23 protein-coding genes are annotated in these 20,353 nt (G+C 63.3%); 12 read left to right on the forward strand and 11 right to left on the reverse strand.

Annotated features, from left to right (window positions below; genetic code table 11):
* Positions 1–22: 22 nt before the first annotated feature.
* Both trxA and NKJ58_RS26915 read left to right on the forward strand, forming a co-directional pair.
* Positions 23–346 carry a thioredoxin gene (gene trxA, locus NKJ58_RS26910; RefSeq protein WP_023672297.1) on the forward strand — a complete coding sequence of 108 codons (324 nt, stop codon included), beginning with the start codon at positions 23–25 and terminating at the stop codon, positions 344–346.
* Between the two features lie 130 nt (positions 347–476).
* Complete coding sequence (locus NKJ58_RS26915) at positions 477–758, forward strand: cupin domain-containing protein (RefSeq protein ID WP_023681396.1); 282 nt, start codon at positions 477–479, stop codon at positions 756–758.
* 438 nt (positions 759–1,196) lie between these two features.
* Here NKJ58_RS26915 and NKJ58_RS26920 read toward each other — a convergent pair whose 3' ends face one another.
* The 6 genes from NKJ58_RS26920 to NKJ58_RS26945 all read right to left on the reverse strand — a co-directional run bounded on the left by NKJ58_RS26920 (position 1,197) and on the right by NKJ58_RS26945 (position 6,902).
* On the reverse strand, positions 1,197–1,616 hold the full coding sequence (locus tag NKJ58_RS26920) for a VOC family protein (RefSeq protein ID WP_023687435.1): 420 nt from the start codon (positions 1,614–1,616) through the stop codon (positions 1,197–1,199).
* A 27-nt stretch (positions 1,617–1,643) separates the two neighbouring features.
* A complete protein-coding gene (locus NKJ58_RS26925; RefSeq protein WP_352854180.1) occupies positions 1,644–2,969 on the reverse strand; it encodes a bifunctional folylpolyglutamate synthase/dihydrofolate synthase in 1,326 nt (441 codons plus the stop codon).
* A gap of 62 nt (positions 2,970–3,031) precedes the next feature.
* A complete protein-coding gene (gene accD / locus NKJ58_RS26930) occupies positions 3,032–3,958 on the reverse strand; it encodes an acetyl-CoA carboxylase, carboxyltransferase subunit beta (protein ID WP_352811144.1) in 927 nt (308 codons plus the stop codon).
* 101 nt (positions 3,959–4,059) lie between these two features.
* Positions 4,060–4,899, reverse strand: a complete 840-nt coding sequence (gene trpA, locus NKJ58_RS26935) for a tryptophan synthase subunit alpha (protein WP_023687438.1) — start codon at positions 4,897–4,899, stop codon at positions 4,060–4,062.
* A 2-nt stretch (positions 4,900–4,901) separates the two neighbouring features.
* Entirely contained in the window at positions 4,902–6,152 is a 1,251-nt protein-coding gene (gene trpB / locus NKJ58_RS26940) for a tryptophan synthase subunit beta (protein ID WP_023681393.1), read from the reverse strand.
* Between the two features lie 90 nt (positions 6,153–6,242).
* Positions 6,243–6,902: a phosphoribosylanthranilate isomerase gene (locus NKJ58_RS26945; protein WP_286461238.1), complete on the reverse strand. Its 660-nt coding sequence runs from the start codon at positions 6,900–6,902 to the stop codon at positions 6,243–6,245.
* Positions 6,903–7,011: 109 nt separating this feature from the next.
* Here NKJ58_RS26945 and NKJ58_RS26950 point away from each other — a divergent pair, with 109 nt between their 5' ends.
* Positions 7,012–7,230 carry a hypothetical protein gene (locus NKJ58_RS26950; RefSeq protein WP_023672288.1) on the forward strand — a complete coding sequence of 73 codons (219 nt, stop codon included), beginning with the start codon at positions 7,012–7,014 and terminating at the stop codon, positions 7,228–7,230.
* A gap of 18 nt (positions 7,231–7,248) precedes the next feature.
* Here the strand turns inward: NKJ58_RS26950 and NKJ58_RS26955 are convergent, their stop codons facing one another.
* The 4 genes from NKJ58_RS26955 to NKJ58_RS26970 form a co-directional block, all read right to left on the reverse strand.
* A complete protein-coding gene (locus tag NKJ58_RS26955) occupies positions 7,249–8,007 on the reverse strand; it encodes a M48 family metallopeptidase (protein ID WP_023681391.1) in 759 nt (252 codons plus the stop codon).
* 198 nt (positions 8,008–8,205) lie between these two features.
* The gene (locus NKJ58_RS26960) at positions 8,206–8,691 is read right to left on the reverse strand and encodes a DUF2852 domain-containing protein (protein ID WP_023672286.1); all 486 of its coding nucleotides are present in this window, start codon (positions 8,689–8,691) and stop codon (positions 8,206–8,208) included.
* A 117-nt stretch (positions 8,692–8,808) separates the two neighbouring features.
* Positions 8,809–9,951, reverse strand: coding sequence for a benzoate/H(+) symporter BenE family transporter (locus tag NKJ58_RS26965; protein WP_023681390.1), 1,143 nt, complete (start codon positions 9,949–9,951; stop codon positions 8,809–8,811).
* 6 nt (positions 9,952–9,957) lie between these two features.
* Positions 9,958–10,728 carry an alpha/beta hydrolase gene (locus NKJ58_RS26970; RefSeq protein WP_352811142.1) on the reverse strand — a complete coding sequence of 257 codons (771 nt, stop codon included), beginning with the start codon at positions 10,726–10,728 and terminating at the stop codon, positions 9,958–9,960.
* 247 nt (positions 10,729–10,975) lie between these two features.
* Here NKJ58_RS26970 and infC point away from each other — a divergent pair, with 247 nt between their 5' ends.
* The 8 genes from infC (at position 10,976) to NKJ58_RS27010 (ending at position 18,077) form a co-directional block, all read left to right on the forward strand.
* Positions 10,976–11,512, forward strand: coding sequence for a translation initiation factor IF-3 (gene infC / locus NKJ58_RS26975; RefSeq protein ID WP_023744911.1), 537 nt, complete (start codon positions 10,976–10,978; stop codon positions 11,510–11,512).
* A gap of 132 nt (positions 11,513–11,644) precedes the next feature.
* Positions 11,645–12,283, forward strand: coding sequence for a methyltransferase family protein (locus NKJ58_RS26980; RefSeq protein WP_023755491.1), 639 nt, complete (start codon positions 11,645–11,647; stop codon positions 12,281–12,283).
* Positions 12,284–12,466: 183 nt separating this feature from the next.
* Entirely contained in the window at positions 12,467–12,670 is a 204-nt protein-coding gene (gene rpmI / locus NKJ58_RS26985) for a 50S ribosomal protein L35 (RefSeq protein ID WP_006201248.1), read from the forward strand.
* A gap of 39 nt (positions 12,671–12,709) precedes the next feature.
* Positions 12,710–13,111, forward strand: coding sequence for a 50S ribosomal protein L20 (gene rplT, locus NKJ58_RS26990; protein ID WP_023672281.1), 402 nt, complete (start codon positions 12,710–12,712; stop codon positions 13,109–13,111).
* Positions 13,112–13,407: 296 nt separating this feature from the next.
* Positions 13,408–14,460: a phenylalanine--tRNA ligase subunit alpha gene (gene pheS / locus NKJ58_RS26995; protein ID WP_032885996.1), complete on the forward strand. Its 1,053-nt coding sequence runs from the start codon at positions 13,408–13,410 to the stop codon at positions 14,458–14,460.
* Positions 14,457–14,903, forward strand: a complete 447-nt coding sequence (locus tag NKJ58_RS27000; protein ID WP_352811141.1) for a GFA family protein — start codon at positions 14,457–14,459, stop codon at positions 14,901–14,903. The genes pheS and NKJ58_RS27000 overlap by 4 nt, the downstream gene beginning before the upstream one ends.
* 2 nt (positions 14,904–14,905) lie before the next feature.
* Complete coding sequence (gene pheT, locus NKJ58_RS27005) at positions 14,906–17,314, forward strand: phenylalanine--tRNA ligase subunit beta (protein ID WP_023823994.1); 2,409 nt, start codon at positions 14,906–14,908, stop codon at positions 17,312–17,314.
* 160 nt (positions 17,315–17,474) lie between these two features.
* Complete coding sequence (locus tag NKJ58_RS27010; RefSeq protein ID WP_352560142.1) at positions 17,475–18,077, forward strand: nucleotidyltransferase family protein; 603 nt, start codon at positions 17,475–17,477, stop codon at positions 18,075–18,077.
* 219 nt (positions 18,078–18,296) lie between these two features.
* On the opposite strand, the gene NKJ58_RS27015 is transcribed toward NKJ58_RS27010, so the two are convergent.
* Positions 18,297–19,292, reverse strand: coding sequence for an aldo/keto reductase (locus NKJ58_RS27015; RefSeq protein WP_352560028.1), 996 nt, complete (start codon positions 19,290–19,292; stop codon positions 18,297–18,299).
* 96 nt (positions 19,293–19,388) lie between these two features.
* Here NKJ58_RS27015 and NKJ58_RS27020 point away from each other — a divergent pair, with 96 nt between their 5' ends.
* Positions 19,389–20,279, forward strand: a complete 891-nt coding sequence (locus tag NKJ58_RS27020) for a LysR family transcriptional regulator (RefSeq protein WP_023687444.1) — start codon at positions 19,389–19,391, stop codon at positions 20,277–20,279.
* Positions 20,280–20,353: the final 74 nt, after the last annotated feature.

The following is a 20,353-nucleotide window of genomic DNA, read 5'->3' on the forward strand; positions in this document are numbered from 1 at the left end:
ATAAATTTCGAAAGGATTTCGCATGGCCACCGTCAAGGTCGACAAGAGCAATTTCCAGGCCGATGTGCTCAACGCCTCGCAGCCCGTCGTCGTGGATTTCTGGGCCGAATGGTGCGGCCCCTGCAAGATGATCGGTCCGTCGCTGGAAGAGATCGCCAACGAACTCGGCGACAAGATCAAGATCGCCAAGCTGAACATCGACGAGAACCCCGAGCTTGCCGCCCAGTTCGGCGTGCGCTCGATCCCGACGCTGATGATCTTCAAGGGCGGCGAAGTCGCCGACATGAAGGTCGGCGCCGCCCCGAAGACCGCGCTGTCGCATTGGATCAATGGCAGCCTCGCCTGATCCTGTAGAAATTTCAGACGTTAAGCCCGGCCCTCGCGCCGGGCTTTTCTTTGGCGTTATCGCCTGACCTCTCTGGCACTCGCGCCTGAAGCCTCCATGTCTTCTGCTGAGGCTGGACAGGAGAAACAGAATGACCGGATCCGCCAAGGCCACCGTCTTCATCGACAATGAGCGCGTCATCGTCACCGAATACCGCTTCCAGCCCGGCGACAACACCGGCTGGCACCGGCATGGCCATGACTACGTCGTGGTGCCGCTGATGGACGGCAAGGTGAAGCTGGTGACCAAGGACGGCGAGAGTTTTGCTGAAATGAAGAAGGGCGCGCCCTACTTCCGCAAGGAAGGCGTCGAGCACGACGTCATCAGCGCCAATGACGGCGAATACGCCTTCATCGAGATCGAGCTGAAATAGGCCTCAGACTGGTGCCGCGGCCGCCGATGTCTATTTAGTTTGAGCCACGGTTTTTTTGGCCTGCCTAGGCTTGCCGGGCTTCCGTCCGGTCGCGGGCTTCAGGACCTGCCCATATCCCTCTATAGCGCCCGTATACACACGATAGAGAAACGTCTCTCGGCTTACGAAATACGCGACACTGGGCTGGCCGGATGCATCATTGGGGCGCGTCGGTCTGTGGGCCACTCGAACAATTGGGTGCGGTGGCTCGATGGCTCCCGGTAACATCACATGATCGCCGACCCGCGGAGCATATTCAAATATCAGCTCCTCCGGCGGGTCGTTGTCGACGGTAACAAGACACTTCACAACCATTCGAGCTTGCCTCCATGCTTCGCCAAGCATATCGGGGCTTCTGCCCGAGGGGCAACCGCCCGATAGATTCCCCGGGCCAAAATACTACCAGTCGGCGATGCGATCCCCGCCGGTGAATTGCGCGCTTTTTGCGGTGTATTCGAACAGCTCGATCTTCACGCCGTTGGGGTCGCGGATCCAGGCCTGAAACGTGTCGTCGCAGGCATGCTTCTTGGCCGTGATATCAATGCCTTTCGACTTGATGTGGGCGATCGCCGCATCGATGTTTTCCACCTCAAGGCAGAAATGGTTGATCTGGTTGAGCTCGCTATGGCTGGTGCCGTCCTTCTGGAACACCTCGACATGGCTGCGATCGCCGCAATTGAGGTAGAAGCCGAACACCTTTCCGTCGCGCAGGAAGTTGAACTGCGTGTCGAGGCCGAGCACGTCGCGGTAGAAGGCCCGCGTCGCTTCCAGATCATGCGCGAAGATGCAGACATGGGCGAGTTGCTTCACCTTGATCATCACCGGCTCCCTCGCGAAAGTGTGGATTCAGGTCGGTGGCGTGCCGTTTTCGGCCAGCACCGCACCGGCGAGATACAGCGAACCACCGATCAGGATGCGCGGCGCCGGGCCGTCCCAGGTGTCGCGCAGCAGCATCAGCGCGCTGGCGACGGAGCTGACCGGCTCGGCGGTGAGGCCGGCCTCGGTCGCCCGGATCGCCAGTTCGTCATTCGGCACACCGGCGTCGCTCACGCTCACCGGCACGGTGTAGACATGGCGGACCAGGCCCTTGAAGGCGCGGAAATAGCCGCTCTGGTCCTTGGTGTTGATCATGCCGGCAATCAAAAACAGCGGCCGCGGGTTCTTTTCCTCCTGCTCGGCCAAGGCTTCCGCCACCACCACGCCGGCGCCCGGATTGTGACCGCCATCGAGCCAGATGTCGGCGCCCTTGGGAGCGAGGTCCGCCAGCCGGCCCTGTGCCAATTTCTGCATGCGGCCCGGCCATGCGACTTTTGCCATCGCCTTTTCAGCGGCGCGATGGCTGATCTCGAAGCCGGCGGCCTTGACCGCGGCAATCGCCGCCGCCGCATTGGCGAACTGGTGGCGCCCGGGCAGGCGCGGCGGCGGCAGGTCTATCAGGCCGTCCTCGTCCTGATAGACCATGCGGCCGCTCTCCTCGAAGGCGAGAAAATCCTGGCCGTAGACGAAGGTCGGGCAATCCAGCCGCTCGGCGGTTTCGATCAGCACTTGCAGCGCCGTCTCGCTCTCCTGCGCGCCGATGACCACCGGGCAGCCGCGCTTCATGATGCCGGCCTTTTCGGCGGCGATCAGTTCGACCCGGTCGCCGAGATAGGCTTCGTGATCCATCGACACCGGCATGATCACCGACACCGCCGGCCGGGCAACGACATTGGTGGCGTCGAAGCGGCCGCCAAGGCCGACCTCGATGATGGCGGCGGCAGCCGGATGTTCGGAAAACAGGATGAAGGTGACGGCGGTTAGGATTTCGAAGACGGTGATCTTCTGGCCTTGATTGGCCCGGGCGACGCGGGCGATGGCCTCGGCGAAGGTCTCGTCGTCGACCAGCCGGCCGCCGCCCTCGGCCGCCAGTCGGTAGCGCTCGGCCCAGTTCACCAGATGCGGCGAAGTGTGGACATGGGCAAGGTGGCCGCCGGCTTCCAGCAGCGCGCGCGAAAAGGCCGCGCACGAGCCCTTACCGTTGGTGCCGGCGATATGGATGACCGGCGGCAGCCGCTCCTGCGGATTGCCGAGGCGTTCGAGCAGCCTTGTGATGCGGTCGAGCGAAAGGTCGAAGCCTTTCGGATGCAGCGCCATCAGGGCTTCGATTTCACGATCTGCGGCAAGCGTTGTCATGAGCGAATCCTACGCATGCGCGCAGGTGCACGCAATCGCGGTTTGCGGCCAGAAATGTCGCGTCAGGCCTGCGGGCGGGCTTCCGTCGGGATGACCGACGGCGGCAGGATTTCCGGCTCCAGCGGCTTTTGCTCCTGCGGCAGTTTGAGCAGGATTTTCAACAGCCGTGAAATCGTCTCGCGCAGTTCCAGCCGCGACACCACCATATCGACCATGCCGTGCTCCATCAGATATTCGGAGCGCTGGAAACCGTCCGGGAGTTTCTCCCGGATGGTCTGCTCGATGACGCGCGGGCCGGCAAAGCCGATCAGCGCGCCGGGCTCGGCAATGTGGACGTCTCCCAGCATGGCGTAGGAGGCGGTAACGCCGCCGGTGGTCGGGTTGGTCAAGACGACGATGTATGGCAGGCCGGCTTCCTTCAGCCGGTCGACGCCGATCGTGGTGCGTGGCAATTGCATCAGGGACAGGATGCCTTCCTGCATACGCGCGCCACCGGAGGCGGCAAACAGGATCAGCGGCCGCTTGCGCTGCAAGGCGACCTCGAAACCGTGCACAATAGCTTCACCCGCGGCCATGCCGAGCGAGCCGCCCATGAAGGCGAAATCCTGCACCGTCACCACAACCGGCAGACCTTCGACCGTGCCCAGCGCGTTGATGATGGCGTCTTCCAGGCCGGTCTTGGCCTTGGCGTCCTTCAGCCGGTCCGTGTAGCGCTTCTCGTCGCGGAACTTGAGCGGGTCCTGCACGACCTTGGGGTTCTCAAGCTGCTCGTATTTGCCGTCGTCGAGGAAGAATTTCAGCCGTTCCTTGGCCGAAATCTTCATGTGATGGCCCGATGACGGGATGACGAACTGGTTGGATTCCAGGTCCTTGTGGAACACCATCTCGCCGGTCTCGGGATCCTTGATCCAGAGATTCTCGGGCATGTCGGTGCGCCGGCCGAGCATCGAATTGATCCTCGGGCGAACGTAATTGGTGATCCAGTTCATCGCTTCGGCTCCTGTCCTGACGAAGAGTTGGCTCGTGCATGTCGCCCAAAAGTGGGAACCGGTTTTGGGATAACGACTTGCACAAGGCCTAAGTAGGGAAACTATTCGGCAGCAGCAAGGCGGGCCGAACGCACGCCCTGAGACAGTCCGCTGACCAGGGTGGCGACGGCCTCGGCCGGGTCGGCGGTCTTCTCGCCCTTCGGTCCCAACACATTGGCGACCGCGTTGACGATCGCGGTGCCGACGACGACGCCATCGGCATTGGCGCCGATGATGCGCGCCTGCTCGGCGGTCTTGACGCCGAAGCCGACGCAGACTGGCAAGTTGGTGTGGCCCTTGATGCGCTTGACCGCGGCGGCAACCTTGCCGGTGTCGGCCAAAGCCGAGCCGGTGATGCCGGTCATCGACACGTAATAGACGAAGCCCGACGTATTCTGCAGCACCTTGGGCAGGCGCTTGTCATCGGTGGTCGGCGTTGCCAGGCGGATGAAGTTGATGCCGGCCTTCAGCGCAGGGATACAGAGTTCCTCATCCATCTCCGGTGGCAGGTCGACGACGATCAGCCCGTCAATGCCGCTGGCAATCGCGTCCTTGAGGAAGCGGTCGACGCCGTAGATGTAGATCGGGTTGTAATAGCCCATCAGGACGATCGGCGTCTCATTGTCGCCAGCGCGGAAATCAGCCGCCGTCTGCAGCGTCTTGACCAGCGTCTGGCCACCTTTCAGCGCGCGCAGGCCCGCGGCCTGGATCGCCGGGCCGTCGGCCATCGGATCGGAAAACGGCATGCCCATTTCGATGATGTCGGCGCCGGCCTTCGGCAGCGCCTTCATGATCGACAAAGCGGTGTCGTAGTCCGGGTCGCCGCTCATGAAATAGGTAACGAGCGCCGGGCGTCCCTCGGCTTTTAGTTTTGCCATGCGGCGGTCGATGCGGGTCACCATGATCAGATCTCCATGCCCAGCATCGAGGCCACTGTGTGCACATCCTTGTCGCCGCGTCCCGACAGGTTGACGATGACGATCTGGTCCTTGTCCATATCCGGCACGATCTTGACCGCATGGGCGATGGCGTGCGCGGATTCCAGCGCCGGGATGATGCCTTCGACGCGTGTCGTCAGCTTGAAGGCTTCCAGCGCCTCGTCGTCGAGGATCGGCACGTATTCGACGCGGCCGGAATCGCGCAGCCAGGAATGTTCGGGGCCGACGCCGGGATAGTCGAGGCCGGCTGAGATCGAATGGCCGTCGAGGATCTGGCCGTCGGCGTTCTGCAGGAGATAGGTGCGGTTGCCGTGCAGCACGCCGGGCGCGCCGGCATTCATCGAGGCGCAATGCTCGATGCCGTCAAGGCCGCGGCCGCCGGCTTCGATGCCGATGATGCGGACTTCTTTGTCATCCAGGAACGGATGGAACAGGCCGATGGCGTTCGAGCCGCCGCCGACAGCCGCGATGATGGTGTCGGGTAGCCGGCCTTCCTGTTCGAGGATCTGGGCGCGCGCCTCGATGCCGATCACCGACTGGAAGTCGCGCACCAGCTCCGGATAGGGATGCGGGCCGGCGGCAGTGCCGATCAGGTAATAAGTGTCCTCGACATTGGTGACCCAGTCGCGCAACGCTTCGTTCATGGCGTCCTTCAGCGTGCCGTGACCGGCGGTCACCGGCCGCACTTCGGCGCCGAGCAGCTTCATGCGGAAGACGTTGGGGCTTTGGCGGGCGACATCGGTGGCGCCCATATAAACGACGCAGGGAAAGCCGAAGCGCGCCGCGACCGTGGCCGCGGCAACGCCGTGCTGACCAGCGCCCGTCTCGGCGATGATGCGCTTCTTGCCCATGCGCTTGGCCAGCAGGATCTGGCCGAGGCAGTTGTTGATCTTGTGCGAACCGGTGTGGTTCAAATCCTCGCGCTTGAAGTAGACTTTGGCGCCGCCCCCGAGGCCCTTCGCCGAGGAAACCTCACGAAGGTGTTTTGTGAGCCCTTCGGCGAAATACAGCTTTGATGGCCGACCGGCATAATGGGTCGACAGGTCGGTCAGTTCGGCCTTGAAGTCCGGATCGTTCTTGACCTCGTTCCAGTGCCGTTCGAGGTCGAGGATCAGCGGCATCAGCGTCTCGGCCACGAAGCGGCCCCCGAAGATGCCGAACATGCCCTGTTCGTCGGGTCCCGTGCGGAAGGAATTGGGTGTCGCCGGCTTGTTCATCGCCGATCTCCTGGTCTTGGTTCTGAGCATGTCTTATCGGAAAACCGGTTCCCACTTCTCCGGAACATGCTCGGGTTCGAAAGAAGTGCCTCAGGCAGCGCGGTCGTCGCGCGCGGCCCTGACGGCCCGGAAGAACTGCTCGATCAGCGCCGGATCCTTGACGCCCGGGCCGCTTTCCACCCCCGACGAAATGTCTATCGCGGGCGGATTGGCTGATATCAGGGCGTCGCCGATATTGGCGGCGTTGAGCCCACCGGAAAGCATGTAATCGAGCCCGGCGTCAAGGCCGGCCAGGATGCGCCAGTCAAAGGCGACGCCATTGCCGCCCGGAAGTTGCGAGCCCTTTGGTGGCTTGGCATCGAACATGAAGCGATCGGCAACGCCGATGAACGGCTTTAGCCGCTCGAGATCGGCTACCTCACTGACGGAGAACACCTTCATGACAGGCAGGCCGTAGCGAGCTTTCACCTCGGCCACCCGCTCGGGCGTCTCCGTGCCGTGCAACTGCAGCATGTCGGGGCGCATCTTTTCGACGATCTCGTCCAGGAACGCGTCATCGGCATCGACCGTCACGGCGACCGCCCTGGCCTTGCCGATTGCCGCCTCGCGCAGGCGGCCGGCTGCCGCAGGCTCGACATAGCGCGGGCTTTTAGCAAAGAAGATGAAGCCGACATGGCTGGCGCCGCCGGCCAGGGCCGCGGCCATTGCCTCATCGGTCTTCAATCCACAGATCTTGATATCGAGCGCCATGGCGCGGGGCTTGGCACGAAACCGGCCAAGAGTCGAGAAAAAGCATGCTGTTTGCCGGCAACGCCAAAGGCGCTACCTATTGATGGGAGAAGCAAGGCGGAGCAGACGAATGGCCGACCAGAGCATAGCCGAACTCAGGCAGAAGATCGCGCAAGCGCGCGACGTCATCGCCCATCTGATGCAAAAGGCCGCCTTCGACGGGGCGGAAGCGCACCGGGTCCTGGATTATTTCGGCAGCGATGCGTTCGAGCAGAATTTCCTGCCATGGCCGCGCCATGGCGACGAAGGGCTGCGGCCTGAAGAGCTTAATGCGGCCAATGATGATTGAGCGCGCCGCCGGCGAAGGCTAATCGAACACAATCGCCTGCAATGCCCCACCATTCCGCTTCAGCCAGTCCTTGCAGCGGTCGGTGTCGGGGCAGAGCTGCTCGCACAGTTTCCAGAATTTCGGGCCGTGGTTCATCTCCTTGAGATGCGCCACCTCATGCGCGACCAAGTAGTTTATCACCGGCGTCGGCGCCATCATGATGCGCCATGAGAAGGACAAATTGCCGTCGGAAGTGCAGGAGCCCCAGCGGCTCGACGTGTCCTTGAAGCGGATAGCCTTGGCGCGCTTGCCGATGGCCTCGGTATGCTTGACCACCAGCTTCTCGATGTCCTTCTTGGCCTCGCGCCTGAGGAAATCGGCGATGCGGCGCGGCAAATGTATGCGCTCGCCATGGACGATCAGCAGCGGACCGCGCTCGTCGCGCGACACGGTGACGGTGCCGCGTTTCGACGGTTCGTGGACGATGCGATGCGCGACGCCGCGTATCGGGATCTTGATGCCGGGGCGCACTTGCGGCCGTGTCGGTACCTTGGCCAGACGCTGCTCCAGCCAGCCCTGATGGCGGTGAAGGAATTTCTCCACCTCGCCGCGGCGCAGGCCCGGCGGCACGGTGATGCGCAGCCCCTGGCCGCCCGAATCGATGCGCAGCGTCAGCCGCCGTGCGCGGGCGCTCTCGACGATCCTGAGCGGCAGTGTGCGGCCGGCAACGACGTGCTCTCGCTCTTCGACAGGCGAGGGTTTTGGTTTGGTCAGGTTGCGGAAAAAGCCGAAGGACATGGCTGAACGATACGCGATTCGAGGAAAACGACCAGAACAAAAAAGAAACGGCGCCGCTCGCGCGACGCCGTCCATCATGCCAAGGCCTGTCTTAGAGCGCCGCGCGTCTCTGACGCGCAAAGGACGCTGTAGCACTCTAATTCGGCGCATGAACCTTTCCGAAAATCGGTTTCGATTTTCGGGGTCATGCGCGCAGCCTCAGTCGTCAAGCAGGTTCGGGCCCTTGCGCTTGGGCGTCGCGGGCTTGGCCGTTTCGGCCGAGCCTGTCTTCGCAGGCGCTGTCGACTTGTTGCGGTTGGCCATGAAGCGGTCGAACTCGTCCTGGTCCTTGGCGCGGCGCAATTCGCGGGCGTACTCGTCGAACTCGCTCAGCATCTCATCGAGCTTGCGACGCTCTTCGGCGAGGCGTTCGAGTTCCTTCTCGCGCCAGTCGTCGAAAGCGACATTGCCGGTGCGGGCCGAACCGTGGCCCCAGCGCGCGGCCTTGTCGGAACCGCGGCGGCAGCCGGCGAAGATGCCGTCGGTGGCCCGGTTGACGTCGCGCTTGAAGCCGTCAAGCCGGTCGCCCCAGATGATGTAGGCGAGCATGGCGAAGCCAAGCGGCCAGAACACCATGAAGCCGATCACCATCAGCGCGATGGTCGCCGGCGTCCAGGCCGGGCGGATCAATGCGGATGTGTTCATTTTCTCCCATTCCTTCGGTTGGAGACAGCCAAGAGCGGCTGCGTGGATTCGAAATGGGATGAGAAAAACGGCGATTCAAGACAACGTCCGCCAAAACCGGACAAGGTCCTGAATTGATTATCGCTTTTTGACCGCTTCGAGGAAAAGCACGACCAGGCCGGCGACCAGACCCCAGAAGGCGGCGCCAACGCCGAACAAAGTCAGCCCCGACGCGGTGACAACGAAGGTGACAGTAGCCGCCATGCGCTGGTCCTCGTCCTTGAGCGCGATCGCCAGCGCGTTGGCCAGCGACCCCATCAACGCCAGGCCGGCCACCAGCACGATCAGGCTTTGCGGCAGCACTGCGAAGATCGCCACCAGCGAGGCGCCGAAAACCGCGAAGATCAGATAGGCAAGTGCATAGAAGGGTCCGGTCTTCCAGCGCTCGGCCGGGTCGGGATGGACGTCCGGCCCGGTGCAGATCGCCGCAGAGATCGCGGCCAGATTGGTGGTCGAGCCGCCAAACGGCGCCGACAGCAGCGAGAACAGGCCGGTGACGCCGATCAGCGGGCCGGGTTCGGGGTGATAGCCGGCGGCGCGCAAGACGGCGAGACCCGACAGGTTCTGCGACGCCATGGTGACGAGGTAGAGCGGCAGCGCCAGGCCGATGACAGCTGCGGCGCTGAAATGCGGAGCAATCAGCGTCAGCGTCGACAGTTCCGGTGCCGGCAGTCCGCCGACGCGGCCTGTCAGGAAGGCGGCGATGCCGCCGCCGATCAGCACCGCCAGCACCGACAGCGCCGGGTTGAACAGGCGAATGACGAAGAAGGCCGCGATCAGCGGCAGGATCAGCCAGGGGTCGACCGGAATGGTCTTGACGGCATTGAGCGCGAAGGTGACGACGATGCCCGCCAGCATGCCGGACGCGACTGACGCCGGTATCCTTGATATCAGCTGGGTCAGCGGCTTGAACAGGCCGGTGGCGATCAACATTAGGCCGGTGACGATGAAGGCGCCGACCGCATCGGCCATGGTAAACCCGCTCGATGCCGCCATCAGCGCCAGGCCCGGTGTCGACCAGGCGGTGATGATGGGTATTTTCGTGCGCCAGGACAGCCACAAGCATTCGATCGCCATCGCCACGCACACTGCCGTCACCCAGCTCGCGGTTTCGGCTTGCGTGGCGCCAACCGCCTTGGCGGCGGCAATGACGACGGCCAGCGTGCCGCCGAAGCCGACGATTGCCGCGACAAAGGCGGATATCGGGATGGAAATGCGCATTCTCGCCTACCCCGCCCGCTGAACCATGTCGCCCACCGCCCTCAGCAGCATGTCGAGATCCTGCGGCCGCGACAGGCGGTGGTCGCCGTCGGGAATGAGCGACAAGGTGACGTCGTCGGCCGGCAGCAGCGAGACCAGCTTCAGCGCATGGCTTGCCGGCACGTCGGCATCGGCCAGGCCCTGCAGGATGTGGACGGGGCAATGGGTATCGATCGGCCCGGTCATGACCCGGTTCGCCCTGCCGTCCTCGATCAGCGCGCTTGTGTAGATGTAAGGCTCGGCGGAATAGTCCGAAGGTTCTTCGAAAAAGCCTTTCTCCCGGAGGTCGCGCCTCTGTTCCTCCGTCAGAGCCGGCTCGACCAGCTCGGCGGTGAAATCCGGCGCCGGCGCGAGCAGCACCAGGCTAACCACATTGCTGTCGCCCGCCTTGCGCAGTTCCTGCACCATGCGCAGCGCGATCCAGGCGCCCATCGACGAGCCGACCAGGATTTGCTTGCCCTCGGTGAAACGCCGGAAGACGGCGAGGCTCTCGCCAAGCCATTTCGAAATGGTGCCGTCGGCAAAGGCGCCGCCGGATTCGCCATGGCCGGAATAGTCGTGGCGCAGATACGCGCGGCCTTCCCTTGCCGCCCAATCCGACAACGTCTGCGCCTTCGTGCCCAGCATGTCGGATTTATAGCCGCCGAGCCAGACGATGCCGGGCGTTGCGCCCGAGGAATGGCGAACCGCGATATCAATGCCGTCGACATCCTGCAGGGTTGGGGTGGTCGCGGTCATGGCTGTGGATCAATCCTGGTTCTGGGGGCCTGATTGCGGGAGCCTGATTTTACTCGCCGGTCTTTTGACACAGGCACAGGCGAGGCGGAAAGTGCTCGCGACATCCTTTGTTTGGTGCAGGCCTGCGATCAGGGTGATTTTCTGTCAGCGCTGTGCTATTGACTCCGCCCGCGCGCTCACCACATTGGCGCGTCCCGAACATTTCTAGATTTGAACCCTGAACGAAACGGCCAAGGAGACCACGACCATTCGCAGACCTTTCAAAGCAGCGGCGCCCACCAAGGATGGCCCGCGCTCCAACCGTGATATCCGGGTTCCCCGGGTCCAGCTGATCGACGCCGATGGCCAGAACCGCGGCGATATTTCCATCAACGACGCATTGCTGCTCGCCGAAGAGGCAGGGCTCGATCTGGTCGAGATCTCGCCCAATGCGGTGCCGCCTGTCGTCAAGATCCTCGATCTCGGCAAATTGAAATACGCCAACCAGAAGAAGGCGGCCGAGGCGCGCAAGAACCAGAAGGTCATCGAGATCAAAGAGATCAAGATGCGCCCGAACATCGACAGCCATGACTACGAAACCAAGATGAAGGCCGTGCGGCGCTTCTTCGAGGAAGGCGACAAGGTCAAGCTGACGCTGCGCTTCCGCGGCCGCGAGATGGCGCATATGGAACTCGGCATGCAGCTCCTGAACAAGGTGCGCGAGGAGACGGCTACCATCGCCAAGGTCGAAGCCGAGCCGAAGCTGGAAGGCCGCCAGATGATGATGGTGCTGGCCCCGCGCTAGATCAGTTCGGGCGTTGCGCTCTAAATCCGCCTGAATCCTGTCTCATGGCGTCCCGGCGATCGGCGGGACGCCGATTCTCCTGTCCAGACGCCGCGATCGCCGGCAAAGCTTCTCGACGATCGGATTCCCGACATGGCCAATGAAATCAACCCTGCGCCCATCAAGGAGCTGGGCGGCTACCAGCACATGCGCCGCATGGTGCTTGCGGTGCTGGTGGTGGTGCTGTTTGCGGCACTGCTGTTCGGCCAGTCGACCTTCCCGCCCGATACCCCGGTGCATGAAACGATCGAGATGGTCGGCGTGCTGCTGATCTTCCTTGGCGTCGTCGGCCGCTTGTGGTCGACACTCTATATCGGGGGGCGCAAATCCTCCGAAGTGGTCACCGGCGGACCCTATTCGATCACCCGCAATCCTCTCTACGTGTTCTCGACCGTTGCCGCCGCTGGCGTCGGGGCGCAGATCGGCTCGTTCTCCGGCATCGTCCTGTTTGCGCTTTTGTGCGCCGGCGCCTTCCACATCGTCATCCTGCGCGAGGAACGGTATCTCAAGGAGGTTCTCGGCGCGCCCTACACAGCCTATCTGGCGCGGGTGCCGCGTTTCTTCCCCAAGCTGTCGCTCTACCAGGAAGGCGACACCGGCAGCTTCAAGCCGCGCCTCTTGCTGACCACCTTGCTCGACGGGCTGGTGTTTCTGGTGGCGTTGCCGGTGTTCGAGACCATCGATGGCGCCCAGCAATCGGGCATTCTGCCGGTGCTGTTCAGGCTGCCCTGATCGCGGACAGAGCGTCGCAGCCGCTCGGGTGTTGCGCGCCAGCCCGCTTTGAAGTATAGGACCGCCGTTCCAAGAAACCGCCCGGCAGGGCATGCCGTGGCGGTTTCATTTGCTTTTCGGGCTTTTGGTCCGCCCGAAGCGAACAAGAAGCGCGATTGTGCGCCATCAATACGGAGTAGCAAAATGCCCAAGATGAAGACCAAATCGGCCGCCAAGAAGCGGTTCAAGATCACAGGTACGGGTAAAGTCCTGTCGGCTGCGGCCGGCAAGCGTCACGGCATGATCAAGCGTTCCAACAAGTTCATTCGAAATGCCCGCGGCACGATGGTTCTGGCTGAACCGGATGGCAAGAAGGTCATCAAGAATTTTCTGCCGAACGGCCTCTGAGCATTCGGTTTCAGGAACAGCGTTTAAGGAGATCATGACATGGCACGCGTAAAAAGAGGCGTCACCTCGCACGCCAAGCACAAGAAGGTCCTGAAAGCCGCGAAAGGCTTCTACGGCCGCCGCAAGAACACCATTCGCATCGCCAAGCAGGCGGTCGAAAAGTCGATGCAGTACGCGTATCGCGACCGCAAGAACCGCAAGCGCTCGTTCCGCGCGCTGTGGATCCAGCGCATCAACGCCGCGACGCACGAGCATGGCCTGACCTATGGCCGCTTCATCGACGGCCTCAACAAGTCCGGTATCGAGATCGATCGCAAGATCCTGTCCGACATGGCCATCCATGAACCGCAGGCGTTCGCCGCACTCGTGGCCAAGGCCAAGGTCGCGCTCGAATATCTGAAGAACACCACCCCGAATGCTTTTGAAAGCGCTGTCGCCTAGAGCATGATGCCAAAAAGTTGCTGACTTTTTGGACAACATCATGCTCAGGGAAATTTAGCGAGGAGCGCGATCTTTCCGAAAAGTCTGCAACTTTTCGGGATCGGGCTCCGAGCCCAGCGCTTCCCAGCATTCGCAATTCTGATTGGGGAACCCGCGCTGGCACGGCTGGCGCGGGTTTTTCTTATGGCTGAACTTTCAACTTGAAAGTGACTTTCACCTCAAAGTTGACTCCCAACACAGCGAGTTTGACCGTGAACGACATAGCTACCGGCTTGGATACTCTCGAAAACTCCCTGATGGCCGACGTCGCGTCGGCCGCCGATGAGGCTGCTATCGAAGCCGTGCGCGTCGCGGCTCTCGGCAAAAAGGGGTCGATCTCGGAATTGCTGAAGACACTGGGCGCGATGAGCGCCGAGGAGCGCCAGGTCAAGGGCCCCGCGATCAACGGCCTGAAGAACCGCGTCACCGAAGCGCTGACGACACGCAAGGTCGAGCTGAAGGATGTGGCGGTCACGGCGCGCCTTGCCGCCGAGACGGTCGACGTGACGCTGCCGGTGCGGCAATCGCCGGCCGAGCGCGGCCGCATCCATCCGATCAGCCAGGTCATCGACGAGATCGCGGCGATCTTCGGCGATCTCGGCTTTGCCATCGCAGAAGGTCCCGATGTCGAGAGCGACTATTACAATTTCACCGCGCTGAATTTCCCCGAAGGGCATCCGGCGCGCGAGATGCACGATACCTTCTTTTTCCAGCCGGACGAAAAGGGCGAGCGCAAGCTGTTGCGCACGCACACCTCGCCGGTACAGATCCGCACCATGGAGAAGCAGAAGCCGCCGATCCGCATCGTCATTCCCGGCAAGACCTACCGGCAGGATTCCGACGCTACCCACTCGCCGATGTTCCATCAGGTCGAGGGGCTGGTGATCGACAAATCGGCCAATGTCGCCAACATGAAGTGGGTGCTGGAAGAATTCTGCAAGGCTTTCTTCGAGGTGCCGCAGGTCAAGATGCGCTTCCGGCCGTCCTTTTTCCCGTTCACCGAGCCCAGCCTCGAGGTCGACATCCAGTGCGACCGCTCGCGGCCCGGCGAAGTGCGATTCGGCGAAGGCTCCGACTGGATGGAGATCCTCGGCTGCGGCATGGTCCACCCCAATGTGCTGCGCGCCGGCGGGCTCGATCCCGACGAATATCAGGGCTTTGCCTGGGGCATGGGCATCGACCGCATCGCCATGCTGAAATACGGCATGCCGGACCTGCGCGCCTTCTTCGACGCCGATGTGCGCTGGCTGTCGCATTACGGTTTCAGGCCGCTCGACATGCCGACGCTGTTCGGAGGTCTTTCCGCATGACGGCGCCGCACACGGGTGGCTGCCGCTGCGGCGCGGTACGGTTCGAGGCATCAGTCGAACCGCACCATATCAGCTATTGCCATTGCGGCGATTGCCGGCGCGCCAGCGGCGCGCCGGTGTCGGCCTTTGTCGGCTTCCTGACCGAGCAGGTGGCTTTCACCGGCAAGGCGCTGAAGATGTACGAGAACGGGCCGGTGACGCGCTCGTTCTGCGGCATTTGCGGCTCGCCTATCGCCTATGTCGACGAGCGGCTGGAAGACCACATCTATTTCATGCTGGGCGCCATGGACATGCCGGCCTGTTTCCGGCCGACGCACCATGCCTATGTGCGCGAGCAGCTGCCCTTCGTGCATATGCCCGACGACTTGCCGCGCCATTTGAAGACAAGCGTACCCAGACCCGATGGACAAGGTCCGGGCGGGTACAGACAAAACGGAACATAGTGATGAAACTCACCCTTTCCTGGCTCAAGGATCATCTCGACACCGACGCCACGCTCGACGAGATCGTCGAGAGGCTGACCTCGATCGGCCTCGAAGTCGAGCATGTCGACGACAAGGCCGGCCTGAAGCCGTTCGTCATCGCCAAGGTGCTGACGGCGGTGCAGCATCCCGACGCCGACCGGCTGCGGGTGCTGACCGTCGACACCGGCAATGGCGCAGCCCCTGTCCAGGTGGTGTGCGGTGCGCCGAATGCCCGCGCCGGCTTGATCGGCGCCTTCGCCGCGCCCGGCGCCTATGTGCCCGGTATCGACGTGACGCTGACCGTCGGCAAGATCCGGGGCGTCGAGAGCCATGGCATGATGTGTTCCGAGCGCGAGCTGGAGCTGTCGGATGAGCACAATGGCATTATCGACCTGCCGGCCGATGCGCCTGTCGGCACCAGCTTCGCGGCTTACGCGCATCTCGACGATCCGGTGATCGAGATCAATCTGACGCCGAACCGGCCGGATGCGACCAGCATTTACGGCGTCGCCCGGGACCTGGCGGCAAGCGGGCTTGGCCGGCTCAAGACCGCGCCGGTCGAAGCGGTCCTTGGCAAAGGTGAAACGCCGGTCAAGGTGACCATCGAGGCGCCGGAGCTCTGCCCCGGTTTCGCGCTGCGCCTGGTGAAAGGCGTGAAGAACGGGCCGTCGCCGAAATGGCTGCAGCAAAGGCTGATCGCCATCGGCTTGCGCCCGATCAGCGCGCTGGTCGACATCACCAACTACGTCACCTTCGACCGTGGCCGGCCGCTGCATGTGTTCGATGCCAAGAAGGTCGCCGGCAATCTCGTCGTGCGCCGCGCACGCGACGGCGAGAAGGTGCTGGCGCTTGACGGGCGCGAATACACGCTGACGCCGCAGATCTGCGTGATCGCCGACGACAATGGCGTCGAATCGATCGCCGGTGTCATGGGCGGCGAGCATTCCGGCTGCGACGAGAACACCACGGACGTGCTGATCGAATCCGCTCTTTGGGATCCGATCACCACGGCCCGCACCGGCCGTACGCTCGGCATCATCACCGATGCCCGTTACCGTTTCGAGCGTGGCGTCGACCCGGAATTCATTGTGCCCGGCGTCGAGCTGGCGACAAAGCTGGTGCTGGAGTTCTGCGGCGGAGAGCCGACCGAGACGGAGGTGGTCGGCTATGCCGGCTACAAGCCGAAGATCGTTTCCTTCCCGATCTCGGAAGTGAAGCGGCTGACCGGCATCGAGGTGCCGAAGGCGGAAAGCCTCGACATCCTGACCCGCCTCGGCTTCAAGCCGTCAGGCTCGGGCGACGTCGTCGATGTCGCTGTGCCGTCCTGGCGTCCTGACGTCGACGGCAAGGCCGACCTGGTCGAGGAAGTGATGCGCATCCACGGCGTCGACAACATCGCGCCGCAGCCGCTCGGCGCGCATGACGCGGTCAACTCCAAGATACTGACGACGCTGCAGGTTCGCACCCGCACTGCCAAGCGCTCGCTCGCCGTGCGGGGCATGCTGGAGGTTCTCACCTGGTCGTTCATCCCGGCCAAACACGCCGAACTGTTCGGCGGCGGCCAGACGGCGCTGAAGCTCGCTAATCCGATTGCAGCCGACATGTCCGATATGCGGCCCTCGTTGTTGCCCGGCCTGATCGTCGCCGCGCAGCGCAATGCCGACAAGGGCATCGGCGATGTCGCGCTGTTCGAGGTCTCCGGTACCTATGAGGGCGACGGCCCCGACCAGCAGCGGCGCGTTGCCGCCGGTGTGCGCCGCGGCACCGCCAAGCTCGACGGTTCCGGCCGCAGTTGGGCCGGCAATTCCGGTCCGGTCGGCGTGTTCGACGCCAAAGCCGACGCGATTGCAGCGCTGGAAGCCTGCGGCGCGCCGGTCGACAGGCTGCAGATCGAGCCAGGCGGTCCGGCCTGGTATCATCCCGGCCGCTCCGGCACGATCAAGCTCGGCCCGAAGACAGTGCTCGGCACCTTCGGCGAGTTCCACCCGAAGACGCTGGAGGGGTTGGACGTTTCCGGACCGATCTGCGGTTTCGAGGTCTATATCGACGCCGTGCCCGAGCCGAAGGCCAAGCCGACGAAAACCAAGCCAAAGCTGGAGCTGTCCGCCTTCCAGGCGGTGAAGCGCGACTTTGCTTTCGTCGTCGACAAGACGGTGGAGGCCGGCGCGCTGGTGCGCGCGGCGCTCGCCGCCGACAAGAAGCTGGTCACCGGCGTTTCGGTGTTCGATGTGTTCGAGGGGGCATCTCTCGGGACCGCCAAGAAGTCGATTGCCATCGAAGTATCTATCCAGCCGGTTGAAAAGACGCTCACCGACGAGGATTTCGAGGCGCTGGCCAAGCGCATCGTCGACAATGTCGGCAAGCAAACGGGCGGCATGCTGAGAACGTAGAGCGGCTAACGCCGCCCTACGTATTTCGACTTCACGCAATTCTTAGGGAAAGCGCGTCTTAGGGAAAGCGCGGCGCGCTTTCCCAGTAAAACCGCTACACACTTTTCCTGGAATTGCTTCTGAGGATTGCCGGCAGTTGCGAATCGCTCTCCAAAGGGCGATGGACCATCTGCGCTATTCCGGTCTGCCGTTCGAAGCCCAGCGCGAAGCGTTTCTCGCCATGGTGTTGGCGGATGCGCTCGTCAGCGACGCGCTGGAGCGGGCCCGCACGCTGGCGTTGCCGGACTGGCTGGTGGTGTCCGGCGCGCTCTACAACAGCATCTGGAACCATCTGACCGGCAAGCCGCCGGGCTACGGCATCAAGGATGTCGATCTCTTCTACTTCGATGACAGCGACCTGTCCTACGAGGCCGAGGACGCGGTCATCCGCCGGGCGGCGCAGCATTTCGAGGGGCTGGCTCTGCCGGCCGAGGTGCGCAACCAGGCACGGGTGCATCTGTGGTATCCGCAGAAATTCGGCCAGCCCTGCCCGCGCTATACGAGCTCCAGCGAGTCGGTGAGCTATTTCGCCTCGAAGACGCATGCGGTCGGGGTGCGATACGATGCCGATGGGCAGCTTGAGGTCGTGGCGCCGTTCGGGCTGGATGACCTCTTCGCGTTTCGCATCACGCCCAACCGGCTGATGGATAACGGGCGCACGCATGAGGCCAAGGGGGCGAGGGCGAAGGCGTGCTGGCCGGAGATTACGGTGGTGCCTTGGTAATACGAAATGGCGGCGCGAGGCACCCCCCTCTGGCCTGCCGGCCATCTCCCCCGCAAGGAGGGAGATTGGCAGCTTCATCGTTGGCGCACTTTCTGCAACGTTGGTGATTGGCGAAAACAGCGACGACAGCCGATCTCCCCCCTTGCGGGGGAGATGTCCGGCAGGACAGAGGGGGGTGCCGCGCGCTGACTTCTCAGGGCGCCAAGCTCCCCCGCTTGTTCACCCATTCACCAGCGCCAACAGTTCCTCCGTATAGCGCTTGCCAACCACCTTGTCCGGCGACAGCGCATCTCCAATCGCCGCGACCTCAGCCGCGCTCAGCTCGATCCCGGCCGCCGCTGTGTTCTGCTCGAGATGGCGGATCTTTCTTGCGCCGGGGATCGGCACGATGAAGTCGCCCTGGTGCAGCACCCAGGCCAGCGCCAGCTGGGCCGAGGTGACGCCTTTTTCCACCGCCAGCTTTTCCAGCGTCGCAACGACCTTGGCATTAGCGGCCATGGCGTCGGCCTGGAAACGCGGCAAGGTCCGGCGCCAGTCGTCGTCGCTGAGGGCCTCGGGCTTGGCGATGGTGCCGGTGAGCAGGCCGCGACCGAGCGGGCTGTAGGGGACGAAGCCGATGCCGAGTTCGCGGCAGACATCGAACACTTCGTCTTCGGGGTCACGGCTCCACAGCGAATATTCACTCTGCACGGCAGCGATCGGATGCACGGCGTGCGCCCGGCGGATGGTGGTGGCACTGACCTCCGACAGGCCCAGCGCCCGCACCTTGCCGTCGCGCACCAGTTCCGCCATGGCGCCGACCGTGTCCTCTATCGGCACGTTGGGATCGACGCGGTGCTGGTAGTAGAGGTCGATAACATCGGTATCGAGCCGTTTCAGCGAGGCTTCCGCCACTGCCTTGACGTGCTCCGGGCGGCTGTCGACGCCGACCATGCGTTCGAGGCCTGAGCCTTCCTCGGAAATCTTGAAGCCGAATTTGGTGGCGATCGTCACCCTGTCGCGCACCGGCTTCAACGCCTTGCCGAGAAGGATCTCGTTCTCAAAGGGACCATAGACTTCGGCGGTGTCGAAAAACGTCACGCCGATCTCGACAGCGCGGCGCAGCGTGGCGATTGCATCCGCCTCGGCCTGACCGCCATATGCGAAGCTCATACCCATGCAGCCGAGGCCGACGGGGAAGACTTCGAGTTCAGTACCAAGTTTGCGGGTTTTCATGGCGCATCTCCTTGTTGCGATGAAACAGAGATAGCGCCTAGCTTTACGTTCGATAATTAGCTGTCATTCGCACGGGCTGTTCTATAAAATAGAGCAATGAACCGAGCGCATCTTTCTCAACTCGCTGTACTGGCAACAGTCGCCCAATGCGGTAGTTTTCGCGGCGCGGCGCGCGAACTGGCCATCGCGCCCTCGGCAGTGAGCCATGCCGTGTCCAGCCTGGAGGCGCGGCTGGGCGTGCGGCTTTTGGCGCGCAGCACCCGCAGCGTGGCACCAACGGAGGAGGGCGCGCAGCTGCTCGAACGGCTGCGGCCGGCGCTGTCCGAGATCGATCTGGCGCTGGAAACGGCGATCGAGGCGCGCGACCGGCCGGCCGGGAACCTGCGGCTGACCGTGCCGCGCACCGCGGCCCACCTGGCATTGACGCCCAGGCTCGGCGGCTTTGCCGCGGCCTATCCTGACATCGTCCTGGAAATCGTCATCGAGGATCGCTTCACCGACGTCGTCGAAGGCGGCTTCGATGCCGGCGTGCGGCTCGGTGAGAGCCTGCAGCGCGACATGATCGCGGTGCGCATCGGACCGGACCTTCGCGGCGCCGTGGTCGGCGCGCCATCCTATTTCGCGACCATGCCAAGACCCCGCCATCCGCGCGATCTTGCCGACCACCGCTGCATCCGCTTCCGTTTTTCCAGCGGCATTCTTTACCGCTGGGAATTCGAGAAGGATGGCGAAGAGATCGAGATCGCGGCGCAAGGGCCGCTGATCCTCGACGAAGACCATCTGATCGCCCAGGCGGCGGTCGACGGCGCTGGGCTCGCCTTCGTCTTCGACGATTATGTGCGCGCGCCGCTCGCCGACGGTCGCTTGATCCGCGTGCTGGAAGACTGGTGTCCGCCCTTCGACGGTTTCTTCGTCTACTACCCCAGCCGCCGCCAGATGCGCCCGGCGCTGCGGGCGTTTGTGGATTTCTTCAAGGTCGGTGCTTAGCCACCTCCCCCTAGTGGGGAGGGTCGATCCGCGTAGCGGATCGGGGTGGGAGTCTTCGTAGGGCGCTACCCCCA

The sequence above is a fragment of the Mesorhizobium sp. M0139 genome, from assembly GCF_040322455.1.
Taxonomy (GTDB): Bacteria; Pseudomonadota; Alphaproteobacteria; order Rhizobiales; family Rhizobiaceae; genus Mesorhizobium.

Excerpts from the sequence above, each read along its gene's own strand:
- trxA (WP_023672297.1), top strand. The coding sequence starts at position 23 with ATGGCCACCGTCAAGGTCGACAAGAGCAATTTCCAGGCCGATGTGCTC.
- NKJ58_RS26915 (WP_023681396.1), top strand. The coding sequence starts at position 477 with ATGACCGGATCCGCCAAGGCCACCGTCTTCATCGACAATGAGCGCGTC.
- NKJ58_RS26920 (WP_023687435.1), bottom strand. The coding sequence starts at position 1,616 with ATGATCAAGGTGAAGCAACTCGCCCATGTCTGCATCTTCGCGCATGAT.
- NKJ58_RS26925 (WP_352854180.1), bottom strand. The coding sequence starts at position 2,969 with ATGACAACGCTTGCCGCAGATCGTGAAATCGAAGCCCTGATGGCGCTG.
- accD (WP_352811144.1), bottom strand. The coding sequence starts at position 3,958 with ATGAACTGGATCACCAATTACGTTCGCCCGAGGATCAATTCGATGCTC.
- trpA (WP_023687438.1), bottom strand. The coding sequence starts at position 4,899 with ATGGTGACCCGCATCGACCGCCGCATGGCAAAACTAAAAGCCGAGGGA.
- trpB (WP_023681393.1), bottom strand. The coding sequence starts at position 6,152 with ATGAACAAGCCGGCGACACCCAATTCCTTCCGCACGGGACCCGACGAA.
- NKJ58_RS26945 (WP_286461238.1), bottom strand. The coding sequence starts at position 6,902 with ATGGCGCTCGATATCAAGATCTGTGGATTGAAGACCGATGAGGCAATG.
- NKJ58_RS26950 (WP_023672288.1), top strand. The coding sequence starts at position 7,012 with ATGGCCGACCAGAGCATAGCCGAACTCAGGCAGAAGATCGCGCAAGCG.
- NKJ58_RS26955 (WP_023681391.1), bottom strand. The coding sequence starts at position 8,007 with ATGTCCTTCGGCTTTTTCCGCAACCTGACCAAACCAAAACCCTCGCCT.
- NKJ58_RS26960 (WP_023672286.1), bottom strand. The coding sequence starts at position 8,691 with ATGAACACATCCGCATTGATCCGCCCGGCCTGGACGCCGGCGACCATC.
- NKJ58_RS26965 (WP_023681390.1), bottom strand. The coding sequence starts at position 9,951 with ATGCGCATTTCCATCCCGATATCCGCCTTTGTCGCGGCAATCGTCGGC.
- NKJ58_RS26970 (WP_352811142.1), bottom strand. The coding sequence starts at position 10,728 with ATGACCGCGACCACCCCAACCCTGCAGGATGTCGACGGCATTGATATC.
- NKJ58_RS26980 (WP_023755491.1), top strand. The coding sequence starts at position 11,645 with ATGGCCAATGAAATCAACCCTGCGCCCATCAAGGAGCTGGGCGGCTAC.
- rpmI (WP_006201248.1), top strand. The coding sequence starts at position 12,467 with ATGCCCAAGATGAAGACCAAATCGGCCGCCAAGAAGCGGTTCAAGATC.
- rplT (WP_023672281.1), top strand. The coding sequence starts at position 12,710 with ATGGCACGCGTAAAAAGAGGCGTCACCTCGCACGCCAAGCACAAGAAG.
- pheS (WP_032885996.1), top strand. The coding sequence starts at position 13,408 with ATGGCCGACGTCGCGTCGGCCGCCGATGAGGCTGCTATCGAAGCCGTG.
- NKJ58_RS27000 (WP_352811141.1), top strand. The coding sequence starts at position 14,457 with ATGACGGCGCCGCACACGGGTGGCTGCCGCTGCGGCGCGGTACGGTTC.
- pheT (WP_023823994.1), top strand. The coding sequence starts at position 14,906 with ATGAAACTCACCCTTTCCTGGCTCAAGGATCATCTCGACACCGACGCC.
- NKJ58_RS27010 (WP_352560142.1), top strand. The coding sequence starts at position 17,475 with ATGGACCATCTGCGCTATTCCGGTCTGCCGTTCGAAGCCCAGCGCGAA.
- NKJ58_RS27015 (WP_352560028.1), bottom strand. The coding sequence starts at position 19,292 with ATGAAAACCCGCAAACTTGGTACTGAACTCGAAGTCTTCCCCGTCGGC.
- NKJ58_RS27020 (WP_023687444.1), top strand. The coding sequence starts at position 19,389 with ATGAACCGAGCGCATCTTTCTCAACTCGCTGTACTGGCAACAGTCGCC.